The 12,729-nt window shown below is 67.4% G+C and carries 15 protein-coding genes; 6 read left to right on the top strand and 9 right to left on the bottom strand.

All coding sequences use genetic code 11. From position 1 onward, the window contains the following. Position 1: 1 nt before the first annotated feature. Together VGP60_RS09015 and VGP60_RS09010 are read right to left on the bottom strand one after the other, a co-directional pair. Positions 2 to 691: a GntR family transcriptional regulator gene (locus VGP60_RS09015; RefSeq protein WP_327547444.1), complete on the bottom strand. Its 690-nt coding sequence runs from the start codon at positions 689 to 691 to the stop codon at positions 2 to 4. 60 nt (positions 692 to 751) lie between these two features. Then, positions 752 to 1,330 (bottom strand): TetR/AcrR family transcriptional regulator, encoded by a 579-nt coding sequence (locus tag VGP60_RS09010; protein WP_327547443.1) that lies wholly within the window; start codon positions 1,328 to 1,330, stop codon positions 752 to 754. Between the two features lie 93 nt (positions 1,331 to 1,423). On the opposite strand from VGP60_RS09010, the gene VGP60_RS09005 reads away from it, so the two are divergent. Continuing rightward, complete coding sequence (locus tag VGP60_RS09005; protein ID WP_327547442.1) at positions 1,424 to 2,854, top strand: cytochrome P450; 1,431 nt, start codon at positions 1,424 to 1,426, stop codon at positions 2,852 to 2,854. 103 nt (positions 2,855 to 2,957) lie between these two features. On the opposite strand, the gene VGP60_RS09000 is transcribed toward VGP60_RS09005, so the two are convergent. Further along, a complete protein-coding gene (locus VGP60_RS09000; RefSeq protein ID WP_327547441.1) occupies positions 2,958 to 3,728 on the bottom strand; it encodes a hypothetical protein in 771 nt (256 codons plus the stop codon). Between the two features lie 118 nt (positions 3,729 to 3,846). Here VGP60_RS09000 and VGP60_RS08995 point away from each other — a divergent pair, with 118 nt between their 5' ends. Together VGP60_RS08995 and VGP60_RS08990 are read left to right on the top strand one after the other, a co-directional pair. After that, positions 3,847 to 4,161 carry a helix-turn-helix domain-containing protein gene (locus VGP60_RS08995; protein ID WP_327547440.1) on the top strand — a complete coding sequence of 105 codons (315 nt, stop codon included), beginning with the start codon at positions 3,847 to 3,849 and terminating at the stop codon, positions 4,159 to 4,161. Positions 4,162 to 4,524: 363 nt separating this feature from the next. Next, entirely contained in the window at positions 4,525 to 5,022 is a 498-nt protein-coding gene (locus tag VGP60_RS08990; RefSeq protein ID WP_327547439.1) for a hypothetical protein, read from the top strand. Between the two features lie 271 nt (positions 5,023 to 5,293). Here the strand turns inward: VGP60_RS08990 and VGP60_RS08985 are convergent, their stop codons facing one another. Genes VGP60_RS08985 through VGP60_RS08975 form a run of 3 tightly spaced genes read right to left on the bottom strand, consistent with a single transcriptional unit; the run spans position 5,294 to position 8,232 of the window. Beyond that, a complete protein-coding gene (locus tag VGP60_RS08985) occupies positions 5,294 to 6,223 on the bottom strand; it encodes an alpha/beta hydrolase (RefSeq protein WP_327547438.1) in 930 nt (309 codons plus the stop codon). Positions 6,224 to 6,234: 11 nt separating this feature from the next. Continuing rightward, on the bottom strand, positions 6,235 to 6,945 hold the full coding sequence (locus VGP60_RS08980; RefSeq protein ID WP_327547437.1) for a helix-turn-helix domain-containing protein: 711 nt from the start codon (positions 6,943 to 6,945) through the stop codon (positions 6,235 to 6,237). A gap of 54 nt (positions 6,946 to 6,999) precedes the next feature. Next, positions 7,000 to 8,232, bottom strand: coding sequence for an FAD-dependent monooxygenase (locus tag VGP60_RS08975; protein ID WP_327547436.1), 1,233 nt, complete (start codon positions 8,230 to 8,232; stop codon positions 7,000 to 7,002). Between the two features lie 202 nt (positions 8,233 to 8,434). On the opposite strand from VGP60_RS08975, the gene VGP60_RS08970 reads away from it, so the two are divergent. Next, positions 8,435 to 8,707: a MarR family winged helix-turn-helix transcriptional regulator gene (locus VGP60_RS08970; RefSeq protein WP_327547435.1), complete on the top strand. Its 273-nt coding sequence runs from the start codon at positions 8,435 to 8,437 to the stop codon at positions 8,705 to 8,707. 147 nt (positions 8,708 to 8,854) lie between these two features. Here the strand turns inward: VGP60_RS08970 and VGP60_RS08965 are convergent, their stop codons facing one another. After that, entirely contained in the window at positions 8,855 to 9,301 is a 447-nt protein-coding gene (locus VGP60_RS08965; RefSeq protein WP_327547434.1) for a DUF1772 domain-containing protein, read from the bottom strand. Positions 9,302 to 9,394: 93 nt separating this feature from the next. On the opposite strand from VGP60_RS08965, the gene VGP60_RS08960 reads away from it, so the two are divergent. Further along, positions 9,395 to 9,979 (top strand): TetR/AcrR family transcriptional regulator, encoded by a 585-nt coding sequence (locus tag VGP60_RS08960; protein WP_327547433.1) that lies wholly within the window; start codon positions 9,395 to 9,397, stop codon positions 9,977 to 9,979. Positions 9,980 to 10,034: 55 nt separating this feature from the next. On the opposite strand, the gene VGP60_RS08955 is transcribed toward VGP60_RS08960, so the two are convergent. Both VGP60_RS08955 and VGP60_RS08950 read right to left on the bottom strand, forming a co-directional pair. Beyond that, positions 10,035 to 10,463, bottom strand: coding sequence for a PPOX class F420-dependent oxidoreductase (locus VGP60_RS08955; RefSeq protein WP_414640312.1), 429 nt, complete (start codon positions 10,461 to 10,463; stop codon positions 10,035 to 10,037). Between the two features lie 95 nt (positions 10,464 to 10,558). Continuing rightward, a complete protein-coding gene (locus VGP60_RS08950) occupies positions 10,559 to 10,912 on the bottom strand; it encodes a hypothetical protein (RefSeq protein ID WP_327547431.1) in 354 nt (117 codons plus the stop codon). A gap of 219 nt (positions 10,913 to 11,131) precedes the next feature. On the opposite strand from VGP60_RS08950, the gene VGP60_RS08945 reads away from it, so the two are divergent. After that, the gene (locus VGP60_RS08945; RefSeq protein ID WP_327547430.1) at positions 11,132 to 12,598 is read left to right on the top strand and encodes a glycoside hydrolase family 76 protein; all 1,467 of its coding nucleotides are present in this window, start codon (positions 11,132 to 11,134) and stop codon (positions 12,596 to 12,598) included. Positions 12,599 to 12,729: the final 131 nt, after the last annotated feature.

Below are 12,729 nucleotides of genomic sequence, written 5' to 3'. Positions count from 1 at the left end.
TTTACGACTGCCCGAGGTGGCGCAGTGCGCTCAGGTGATGCCGGACCGCCAGGTTCTCGGCCCCGTCTTCGTCACCCGCGGCGATGAGACCAAGGAGTTCGCGGTGCTGCCGGTACCGCGCGGCGAACCTCTCCCCGGAGGCGTGGATCCGGTCGAGCGTCCGGTCGTAGCGCTCCTCGTCGCCGAACACTCGTGACTGCGCGAGGAGTGCGTCCATCACCGGGTTGCCCGCCGCGGCCTCGATCCGCCGGTGGAACCGGCGCAGTGTCGTGAGTACCCCGGCGAGGTCGGCGTCGGTCCCCTCGCCGGACTCGAGCCGGGCGACGAGAGGGTCGGAAGCGGCGAGATCCCCGGTGAGCTCGGCGACCAGGACATCGGTCCGTTTACGGGCGGCGAAGCGCGCTGTGAGCCCGATGAGCCGGGCCTCGGTCTCGGCGATCTCGTCCATCGTCGCCAGGTCGAAGTCGGCGATCCGCAGCGCGCGGGTCCCGGCCCGTTCGACCACCCGCTCATGGATGAGCTGGCGCAGCGCCTCCCGCACCGGAGTCGGGCTGACCTGCAACCGCGACGCCAGGCCTCGCTCGGTGATCTTCTCACCGGGCCGCAGGCTGCCGTCCTGTACCGCCACGCGCAGCCGTCGGTAGACCTGGTCGGCCAGCGTCGAGCTGGAGAGCGGTTCGAGCGAGTTCATGCCATTGACCATATGCTATAGCACTTGAGGGCGCAACAACCGGCGCCACGGCATGGGTGTTCAGCCGGGCGGCGTGATTCCCACCGCGGCGAAGAGGGTACGAACACACAGATCGCGGAGATCCTCGCGGGCGATCACGGGGTTGTCCAACCAGTCCAGGATGACAGCGGTCACGAAGGTGAACCAGGCGCGGACGGCGAGCTTCGTCATCTCGTCGATCGTGGTCAGTTCGGCGAGCCCGGCCAAGACGCGTTCGCGGTTCGCGGCTTGTCCGGCGTCGCGGATCTCCCGGATCTCGGTGTCGCCTGCCGCCGCCGCACGATGGATCACGCGGTAACCGTCCGCGTGGTGCTGCGCGTAGTCGAGGTACACGTCGAGACCGGCGGTCAACTGGCCCAGTCGCGACACTCCTTCGTCCGGTTCGCTCATCCGGAGCAGCCTGGCGCATTCGGCACGAACGATTTCGGCGAAGAAGTCCCGTTTCGTCGGGAAATAGTGGTACAGCAGGCCTCGCGAAACGCCGGCAATCTCGGCGACCTCCTCGATCCACACCTCGTCGTACGGCCGCTTCGCGAACAATCCGGCCCCGATGGTCAGCAACTGCTCACGCCGCTGCTCGGTGCTGAGCCTGGTCCGCATCCGCGAAGTCTACTTGACATCGGTTCAGTAGCTCGCCACGCTCTTATTGGAACCGGGTTCAGTAGTGGTTCCTTGACGAGATCCGGAGGCCCCATGGACACCACTGGCATTCCCCACCCGCCGCGCCGCGTGCCGTTTCTCGGCGACGTACTCGGAGTGAACCCGCGGACACCGGTGCGGGACACGGTCCGGCTGGGCCGCGAGCTCGGGCCGATCTTCACCAGGAAGGTCATGGGCACCGAGATCGTCTTCGTCTCCGACGCCGCCATGGTCGCCCAGTTGAACGACGAAACGAAGTTCACCAAGCACGTGGGGCTCGGCGTGGCGAACCTCCGCGCCATCGCCGGCGACGGTCTGTTCACCGCACACACCTCCGAGCCGAACTGGCGGCTCGCACACGACATCCTGCAGCCCGCCTTCACCCTGGAGGCAATGCGCGGCTACCACCCGATCATGGCCGAGGTGGCCGCGGACCTGGTGAAATCCTGGGATGCCAAGGCGAACGGAGACGACACCGTCGACGTCGCCGCCGACATGACGAAGCTGACGCTCGAGACCATCGGCCGCACCGGGTTCGGCTACCGGTTCAGCTCCTTCGAACGCGAACGGCCGCATCCCTTCGTGGTCGCGATGACCCGCGCGCTGCGGTACGCCCAGCTGCAGTCCGTACGGCTGCCGTTCGTGCGGCGGGCGATCGCCGGCACCGCTGCGCAGAACCAGGCCGACATCCGGTCGATGAACGACCTCGTCGACGAAGTGATCGCTGCCCGGCGGCCCGGCGAGGGCGAGGACCTGCTGGCACTGATGCTGGCGAGTCCGCATCCGGTCACCGGGGAAAGGCTGGACCCGGTGAACATCCGCAACCAGGTGATCACCTTCATCGTCGCCGGCCACGAAACGACGTCCGGCGCCCTGTCGTTCGCGCTCTACTACCTCACGCGCAATCCGCGAGCGCTAGCCGCAGCGCGGGAGGAGGTCGACGCGATGTGGGGCGATCAGCTCGATCCGGAACCGACGTTCACCGAAGTCACGAAGCTGCGGTACGTCCGCCGTGTGCTCGACGAGTCCATGCGGTTGTGGCCGACAGCCCCCGGCTATCTCCGGGGCGCCCGCGAGGACGTCGTACTCGGCGGGCGCTATCCGATGCGCAAGGGCGACCACGCTCTGGTGATGCTCCCCCTGCTGCACCGTGATCCCGCAGTGTGGGGCCCCGATCCCGAAGCCTTCGATCCGGATCGTTTCGCACCTGGCGAAGCGAGGAAACGCCCCGCGCACGCGTACAAGCCGTTCGGCACCGGCGAGCGCGCCTGCATCGGCCGGCAGTTCGCCATCCACGAAGCAGTACTGGCACTGGGCCTCGTCCTGCACCGCTACGAGTTCGTCCCCGATCCCGCCTACGAGCTGCGTATCGCCGAATCGCTCACGCTGAAGACCGACGGCTTCCGGCTCGCCCTGCGCCTGCGCGCCAAACCGGCCCCCGAACCTGCGGCGAACTCATCTTCCCAGCGGCGCAAGGACTACTAGACCCGTGTCCTGTAGGTCTCGCTCGCGCATCACCGGAGTTCCGGCGGTCACGATTCTCGTGTTGCGCAACCGCGGGGCGACCGGTATGGGTTCTCCGCAGAGGTCACGGCCGGGTGACCACGCCCTCGACGAGGGTGGTTTGGCCGGTTGCGTACTCGCTCCATACCCCGGCGGACAGTTCGGTGCCCGGTCGGGCGAAGCTCTGCACGAAGCTGTGTCCTTTGTGGACGGCACCGAAGGTCACGAAGAACGCTTTGGTGCTGGGCCGATCCTGTGGCGGAGTGTCGTTCACCGGCAGGATCTCGTTGAGCCCCCAGCCGTAGGCGTCGCGGTATTCGCCGACCACCCGCTCCAGAGTGTTCTCCAGGATGGCGCCGGCGGCCGGGATGTGGATCAGGACACCGCGCCTGCCGTGGTCGAAGACGGTGTTGAAGACCAGTACTTCGCCCTCACCGCCACGGTAGAACACCGCCAGGCCCGACCCGACCCGCGAGCCGTCCGGGCAGGCCGCCGCGCCCCGCTCCTCTATGACCGAACGGTCACACGTCGGGAACAGGTAGGGATTGAAGTGCACCGAGCGGTCGAACAGGAACACGAACTCCCGGGCCGCGGCCGGCTCCACGCCGGTGGTGGTCGAGCGCAGGCCGTTGAAGGAGATGTTCACGCCGAAGCGGGAGCCGCCGTCCTCGGCGTAGGTCACCGACCCCAGGTCGATGTTTTCCGGGCCCGCGACGTCGGGCTCGTACGACCGCTGCGGGCCGAAGGGGGTCGGGTGTGCATATGACTCGCCACGGGGTGCGGCCGATGCCACCGCGGGGGCGACAGTGAGCGCGACAGCGACAGCGGTGAGTCCGATCAGACGGTGGGCTCGCATGGGTGGTACCTCCCAGTTTGGCCTGTTTTCGATATGTATCGAATAGTCCGGATCGGAAGTAGAGTCTTCGTGAGGTCTCGAAAAGAACTGAGAACATTGTCAGGGAGAGGACAGGCTCGTGCCCCTCGGCCGCTGGGCCAGCGTCTCGCACCCCGAGCTCGACGAGGTCACCGTCGACGACGTGCTGCACGCTCTCGCCGACCCCACCCGCCGCGCGATCATCCGACTGCTCGAGGCGGAGGGGGACCGTGCCTGCGGCACGTTCGGACTGCCGGTCGCCGCCTCGACGCTGAGCCATCACTTCCGGGCCCTGCGCAAGGGCGGCATCATCCGTCAGTACGACGAGGGCAGAAAGCGGATGAACACCTTGCGCATCGCCGAACTGGACACAAAGTTCCCCGGCCTCGTGGCCGCCGTACTTGCCTCCGCATGACTGACCGGCCCCGGTCCCGCCAGCCACAGTCGATGTTTAGTGATCCAGGAACCTCAGCTGCCCTCGCTGCCTACTTGAGCACTGCCGCGCGTCTGGCTCCTCGGCGTCGGTCGCGATCCACCTCGGCCCACTCCCCCGCGGCCGGGGAATCCGTGCGGTGGCCCAGCCGCGACGAAGGTGCCGCTCGTCCAAGGTCGGCCTCCGTCAGGAACGTAGACGGCCGTTGACTTTGCCGCCCTCCCAACCCGGCTCAGTGACCGGCGATGGCTTTCCCAGCCGCGGATCGGGCCGGAACTGCCGACCAGCCGTGAAGGCCCCGCGGCCCAGCCCCGGCTCTGCAAAGATCACCGCGGGGTGATCGACTTGTGCATTGTCGCGGGTTTGCTCATCGCGCTTCCGGCGGCCGCCGGACTGGCAGGGTCGTACCTGCTCATCGCGGCCGGAACCGCCGCGGTGCTGGCGTTGTGCGCCATTGCGACGCCCGAACCGAGCTACTTTTTCGGTTGGGAGAAGCCGGTGCGGGCGGTGGCGATGCTGTCGATGGTCGCCGTGTTCGCCTGCACGTTCGGCGCCTACGTCCTGCCGGAGTATCCGGCCTTCGCCGCCGCCGGGCTGGTTGTCGTCGTGGCGGTGATCGACACCTATTGGTCTATTTCCCGGTTGTCGGTATGGGTGGTGTCGATCAGCGTCCTGGCGGTAGCGGCCTGGCACCACCAGACGACGGCGTCGCTGAGCCTGACACAGGGCGGGCCCGCGTCGTGGTGGCGGATCGCGTTGGCGGTGCTGGTGGTGTTTCCGGTGCTGATACCGGTTCCGGAAGATGCCGATCCCGATCGGCGGGCGCTGGGCAAGTCGCCCTGAAGTCGTTCGAGCAGGCCGATCTTTTCGGACGGTACAAGGTGTTCGGTGTGGTCGCAGCGGCCGCGCTGGCGTTCGCTGGTCCGCTGGTAGTCATGATCGTCGCGGGTGTCACCTTGCTGGCCTATGCCGTCGTGCGGTTCGGCGTCGATTAGCCGAGGCGTACGGCCCGGCCGGAGCTGATGGTGCAGGGGCGCGGCCGACGCCGTCCGGCTCGACTACATTTCTCAGACTTGCGTCACGTGCGCGCCGAGACCGCACCCGGTAGAGCGCGCTACAGGGTCCGGACGAAGTCGAGCAGGGCGTTGTTGACCTCGGCCGGGCGTTCCTGCTGGGTCCAGTGACCGCAGCCGGGCACGTCGACGACGGCGCGCAGGTTGGGCACGATCATCTTGGCGTGATCGTCCAGTGCGTAGAAGGACCGGACGATGTCGAGTTCGCCGCTGATGTAGAGCGCCGGTGGGGCTATCGGAGCGTCCTGCCAGGCAGCGGTCAGTTCCCAGTTGCGGTCGAGATTGCGGTACCAGTTGAGGCCACCGGTGAAGCCGCTGGCGGTGAACTGGTCGACGAAGGTGGCGAGATCGGATTCGGTAAGCCAGCCGGGCAGGGTGTCCGGCTCGGCCGACCGGTCGAGGAATCCCGGTTCGCCATCACCCGTGGGCGGTTGGGAGGCCGGGACTCTCGCGAAGGTCTTGCGGAAGGTCGAGGCGACGTCCTTGGACAGTTCGGCGTCGGCGACGCCGGGCAGCTGGAAGTAATTCTGGTAGAAGTCCGCGCCGAAGCGCTCACGGGTGTCGACCAGGGGCGGGACGGGGCCGCGCGGCAGGGGCGGAACGCTCACGCCCACAACGCCACGGACGACATCGGGGCGTAGTAGTGCGGTGTTCCAGGCGACCATGGCGCCCCAGTCGTGGCCGACCACCACGGCGTGGTTCTCGCCGAGGGCGTGGATGAGGCCGACGACGTCGCCGACGAGGTGCAGGATCGTGTACTGGTCGACTTCCGCCGGGCGGTCCGTCTCGCCGTAACCCCGCATATCCGGTGCCACCACGCGGTAGCCCGCGTCCGCGAGGGGCTGGAACTGGTGGCGCCACGAGTACCAGCTCTCCGGAAATCCGTGGAGCAGCACAATCAAGGGGCCCTCGCCTTGTTCGGCGACGTGCATGGTGATGCCGTTGACGGATATCCGGTGGTGATGGAGCAAGACTGTTCTCCTTATTCCTGATTTTTGGCGATGGAGGCGAGCACGATCTGCCGTTGCTCATGAAGCAGCCGCAGACCTTCGTCGGCGGCCGCGCGGATCTCGGCCGGGCTCGCCTGTTCAGGGCCCAGCAGCGTGGTCACCGCGGCGGCGATGACCACCTCGGGCGCGTCGACGGCAACGCTGGGCAGAGCGTGCGAGTGGTTGGCCGCCGCGAAGAAGCCGGCCATGAGCGCTTGCATCACGTAGGCCTGTTGGTCCAGCGGCCAGTCGGTTCGGGCGAGCCCATGCCGGCGCCACACCGGCAGCACCAGGTACATCAGTGCGGCCAGGCCCAGCCTGTCGAGTAGTTCAGTGGTGCGCGGGTGCTGGGTGAGTACGCCCAGCAGATCGGCGTCGCCGCCCTGCAACGCGCGCATGAACGGGTGCTCGAGACCGGTGCGGACAAGCCGGGGGCACAGCCGGTGCGGGCGGGCGAGGTCCGGGTCGGTGGTCAGTGCGTCTATGTAGCCGTCCATGGCGGCCAGGAAGTCTCTGGCGAACAACCCGACCAGCAGGTCCTCCTTGGTGGCCCAGTACAGATAGACGGTGCCCTTGGCGACATGTGCCTTCTCCGCGATCTCGGCGATGGTCACGCCCTTGACCCCGCGCTTGAGCACCAACTCCCTGGCGATGGCGAGAATCCGGGCGGCTTTGCCGGAATCCTGTTCAGCCAGTACGACCATGATCGACTTCCCGTCTGTTCACCGTGGACACCCGCGACCGCGGGCCCGGGCCCGTTATACCCGGGCGATGTCCTTGTCCTTCAGCTTGCCGTCCTTACTGTTCTCCTGCAGGCGGCGCAGCAGCGGCGCGGTCACCGGCGTGTCCATCCCGAACTTCAGGACTTTGCGCATCGCTATCTGGAAGCGGTTGGCCGGGACGAAGAACGTGCGCTGCTTCATCCCCAAGCGCTGGAACGCCGCCAGGTGGGGCCGCAGCGTGCGCTCCCATTCGACCAGGGCGCGCTCGATGCTCTCGGGATGGCGTGCCAGCAGGCTGCCCAGCAGGTCCGCCCCGGCCAGCCCGGTCGAGACACCCATTCCGGCGAACAGTGTCACGCACCACGCCGAGTCGCCGACGAGCACGACCCGGCCGCGGTGCCAACTGTCCATGTGCACCTGTTCGACCGAGTCGAACAGGAGGTCCTCCGCAGACTCCAGCGCATCCAGCGTCTCGCCGAGCGCTCGGCCAGTGGGCCCCGAGCCGAACGCCGCGCGGACCCGCTTGGCAGGCGACTCGGTGAACTCGGCGTCCACATCGTCGGTCCGGTAGCCCAACAACACCGTCGGCGGGCTGTCGGCGAACGGGAAGATCCACATCGTCCGGTTGGGTTCCATCAGAATGGCGCCATCCTCCTGGGCGACGTCGCTGAGCGGACGGGGCAGCTGGAAGGCGGCCACGACGTAGTCCAACCGGCGCAGATACCGCTCGTGCGGTCCGAACACCAGTGATCGCACGGTGGAGCGAAGTCCGTCCGCGCCGACGACCAGATCGAACCGGTCGGTGACCGACGTGCCGTCCGCGGTGTTGGCCAGCGTGACATCCACGCCGTCGGCGTCCTGCTCGATGTGGGTCGGCACGGTCGAGTAGCGGATCTCGACGTCCTCGGGCAGTGCGGCGAAGGCGGCCTGTTCGACGTCGCCGCGCAGCATCAGCCAGGGCTTGCCGGGGATGTCGCGGAAGCTCAGTCCGCGCTGCCGGTTCCCGAGCCGGTCGACGTCGAAGTTGGCGCCGTCGTAAGGGGTGCGGTCGCGCAGGCCGTCCAGCATGCCCAGCCGTCGGGCGGCCTCCCTGCCCGAGCCGAACAGGCCGATGAAGTACCCGCCGGTGCGCCGCGCCGGGGCCTTCTCGATGACCACGGGGGTCCAGCCGATCTGCCGCAACCGCACCGCGGTCGCGATCCCGCTGATGCCGAGCCCGACCACGAGGGCCCGCCTACTACTGCGATCTTGGTCGCTCTTCGTGTCCATACATCCAGACTAGCCGAACTGACCAAATTCGTCATTTCGTTCAGTCTGTGACGCGGGCCACTGGGTTCGTGGATGTCCACGACTTTGTCAGGCACGCCCTAGCCGGACCAGACGGTCGCGGCGCAGCATCGTGAGGGCGACGGCCACCCCCGCCACGGTGACGACCGCGGCCGCCGGGTAGAGGGCGCGGGGGCCACTCACGGTGATGAGCTGCCCGCCGAGCCATCCGCCGATCGCAGCGGCGAACTGGAAGCCAGAGAATCAGGGCCTGGTACAGCGCCGGCCGCATCTCTCCGACCGGCGCGCCAAGGAGATCGTGCTGACGGCCGCCGGGCACAAGTCACGGGCCGGCGTGCTGGACCGCCTCAACCGGGCCTCGCCGCTGATCTCACTGAGCCAGGACCAGCAGGAGTCCCTGGCCGGGTTGCTGCGTGTGCTGCTCGAGCCTCAGGGGCGGCAACGCCCTTCGGGCTGATGCCGCCCGGTATTCCGGTCAGGCGCGTGGGGTCGTGAGTGTTTAAGAGTGTTAGAACACTTGTTGCCACTCACGACCCCCACCGTGGCGGGATCCAAAATGCCGCTGTCAGCCCGGCTTAGTTCTGCGCCACTGTTGCAGCAGGTCCTAAACCAGGGCGACCGCAAACAGCGCGAAGGCGAGCACGATGACGCCCACGCGGACATAGTGGAACCGGTCCCATCGCCCCACCTGCTGCCGCCAGTCCGCGGGCACGCCGTCCCGCGACCAGGTCGCGACACGCGAGTTGATCGGCACGAGCAAGAGGATCGACATCACCACGCTCAGCACGAGCAGCGCCGTCGCCGCGACGACGAGCGACGCTCCCGCGCCGCCCCAAGCGAAAATGGCCCACACAGCACCCAGGATGACCGAGCCGATGTACCAGAACGGCATGATCCGGCCGAGCACGCGCGCCCCGTCGCTGCGAGCGTCGAGTCCGTGATCGTTCGGAAGCCGGTCGAGGATCGGATTGACGAACACCGCCACCGCGAACTCCACGCCCACCATCAGCCCGACCACGACGACCGTGACAACAGCCAGTACGTCCCGCATGTCCCCTCCAAGAGCATGATCTAGCGACGCTAGATTGTAGGGTGATGCTAGACATAGCATCGACCTGATGTCTAGTGCTGCTAGAATCGAGTCATGTCGGTACACGAACGCAAGGAACGCGAGCGAGTCGATCGCCACAGGCTGATCGTCTCCACCGCTCGCGAACTCGCCGAGACCGACGGCTGGGATGCCGTCACCACGCGTCGGCTCGCCGAGCGGATCGAATACAGCCAGCCCGTGCTCTACAGCCACTTCCGAGGCAAGAACGAAATCGTGGGAGCGGTCGCGCTGGAGGGATTCGCCGAATTGGCGGCCACGCTGCGCGCCGCCGTGCCCGAGGTGCCCCGCGGCCGGGACACGGTCGCCGCGCTGGCCCGCACCTACACCGACTTCGCGGCCGGCAACCCCGCCCTGTACGACGCGATGTTCAGCCTCGACAACGGTCTCCCCTTCGCCGACGAGGCCACGCCCGCTCCCCTACGTGAGGCGTTCGATCTCCTGCTGGACGTACTCGGCGAGCACGCGCACCCTGACGAACCGGGCTTGTTCGTCGAGACGTTCTGGGCCGCGCTGCACGGACTGGTCACCCTCACCCGCGCCGGACGCCTTCCCGCCGACCGAGTCCACGACCGCCTTACCCTCCTGACCGACCGCTTCGTCCCCCGCCAGGATCCGTGAGCAACTCGCGCGTACACCCTCCGTCCTTTGTGTCCCTCAGCGAGCGTAAGACGAGTCAGTCGGCGATACCGCTGTACGCGACCACCTTCGTGATCCTGGCGCGGACCAACGCCTCTTCCGGGACGGAGTTGCGCCTGCCGTAGTCCTCGGACTTGTCCTCGCCCATGTACCGGCCGCCGATGGCGGTGGCCCACCGCAGCGTCTCCACCTGGTCGAAGTGCAGGGTGGCTTCGGCGGTGAACTGGACGTAGGAGAACGGCGGCCGGTCGTCGTCGACGCACAAGGAGAACCGCGGGTTCCGGCCGAACGCCTTCGCCTTGAGCGAGTTCCCCATCGTGGTGAAGACCAGGTCGTCACCGCTGGCGGTCTCATCGAGCATGAACCAGATCGGCGTGACGTGGGGAGTACCGTCGGCCCGCACCACGGCCAGCTTCCCGGTCCGGGTCCCGGCGCTCGCGAACGCCCACCACTCCCGCTTGGTCATCGTCTGCACGCTGAAAGCCTTTCGTCCCTGGATGATGTCGGTTTCGGCTAGCTTCGCACGAGCGAGGTGACGAGACTCGCCGCGATATCCTCCAGCTACCCGGGCTCGAGACCCGCCCGCTCCATCACCGCGAGACCGCGGGTCGTGGTGACCACCAGACGCGCCGCGGCCGGCAGGGCGACCGCCAGCTCCGTGCCGTCGTCGATCGCGCCGAGCCCGTCTTGCACCACCCGTTCAAGGGCATCGAGGAACTCACGGACCGCGGCTTCGACCCGCGGCGAGTCCACACTCGCGTCGACCGCCGTCCCGGTGAACGAGACCGGCTGCCGATCGGCCGCGGTCCCCAGGATCCGGTTGTTCTTGCCGTGCACACGCCACCGCGACGCGACCCGGCTGCCGTCGTGGTTCTGGAAGGCCTCCACGACCTCGACCGAACTCGCATACGTCATCAGATCCTCACTCGCGGCTGTCGCGACATCTTGTCTGGACCAATCGTGGCCAACCTGTTGACAGGCGCCCCGACAGGGCCTCAATCTGAAATCAGCTCACCGCGGACCCCGCGTTTCCAGCGGCCAGGACACCATCGCGCGCAACTCGGTCTGACTCCACGATCTCGGCAACGATATTTCGGCCCACTCAGCTGACTGATATCCCGGGGAAAGACGGCAATGATGAAATTGACGCTCGCCGCTGGGGCATTGACCGTCGGACTACTGGCCCCGATGTCCGTGACCGCAACGCCGCCGGCCACGGTCGAATCGTCGTCGACCGCACTCGCGAACATCTGCAACAAGTACTGTGACGCGGCCGATCCGTCGATCTCCCCCGCGGATCGCAAACCGGTTTCCACGACGCTGTTCTCGCGGTCGATCGCGTTGCACTTCGACGACAACGACGCCATGGGCTGGGCTTCCCTCGACAATGGCGGCCCCGGTGACGGGGTATGGCTCGACCGGTCCTTCGACGGTGGCCGGTCCTGGGCTTCGGGCAGCAGACTCGGCGACACCACGGTTCCGGCAGGCAATCGCGGCTGGCGCACGTTGATGTACAACGTGGACGACTGGAACAACTTCGGCGTGGGAGCGTTGAGGGCGTGCGGGAAAGCCGTCGACCGGGCGGACGTCGCCTGTACGCCGTGGGCCCGCACCACCTGGAACGCCGGTGATCGCCGGACGGCCGCCGCCACCGCGCAGATGATGTACTACAACTACGCCACCGGCTTGTTCGACACCACCGGCTGGTGGAACTCGGCCAACGCGCTGACCGCCGTGATCAGGAGCGCCGCGGTCACCGGCATGGGAAGTTACCGGTATGCCATCGCCCGCACCTACAACCTCAGCATCAATGCCGCGCTGGGACAGTTCCGCAACGACTACATCGACGACACCGGCTGGTGGGGGCTGGCCTGGGTGGCGGCGTACGACTTGACCGGGGACAGCCGCTACCTGAACACCGCCCGTGCGGACGCCGACCACATGGCGGCCTATTGGGACACGACATGCGGCGGCGGCGTCTGGTGGAGTACCGCGCGCACGTACAAGAACGCGATCGCGAACTCGCTCTACATCCAGCTCAACGCCGCCCTGCACAACCGGATCGCGGGTGACGGTGTCTATCTCGACCGCGCCAGGAAAGGCTGGACGTGGTTCCAAGGCACCGGCATGGTGAACGGCTCGTCCTTGGTCAACGACGGCATCAACCTGGGCACTTGCCGCAACAACGGCGACACCGTCTGGACTTACAACCAAGGCGTGCTGATCAACGCCCTGACCGAGCTCAACCGGGCGACCGCGGACGCCGGGTTGCTCACGGTGGCGCGACGGCTGGGCGACGCCAACGTGACCTCGTCCTCGCTCAACACCGGTGACGGAATCCTGCGCGATCCTTGCGAGAGCGGGGATTGCGGCGGCGACGGGCCGTCCTTCAAGGGCGCCGACGTCCGTGGCCTTGGCACGCTCAACGCCGCATTGGCCGACCGTCCGTACACCGCCTACCTCCGGCGCCAGGCGGACCGGGCGTACTCCGCGGACCGCAACACACTCGACCAGTACGGGCTCCGCTGGTACGGCGGACTGGACAAGACCGATGCCGCCCGGCAGCACAGCGCCCTCGACCTCCTCAACGCCACGCCCTGAGTATCCGCACGCCGCATCCCGCTCGGCGCCGCATAGATGGCGGAATGAATCTAAGAGGGGTGTCGTGAGCCGCGCTTCACAGGCCAGGCCCAGGAGAACCGCAGGGGCGTGCCGAATCTGCGGGTCACCGA

The sequence above is a fragment of the Amycolatopsis sp. genome, from assembly GCF_036008905.1.
In the GTDB taxonomy this organism is placed as follows: domain Bacteria; phylum Actinomycetota; class Actinomycetes; order Mycobacteriales; family Pseudonocardiaceae; genus Amycolatopsis.
This window is presented reverse-complemented; position numbering and strand designations above follow the sequence as displayed.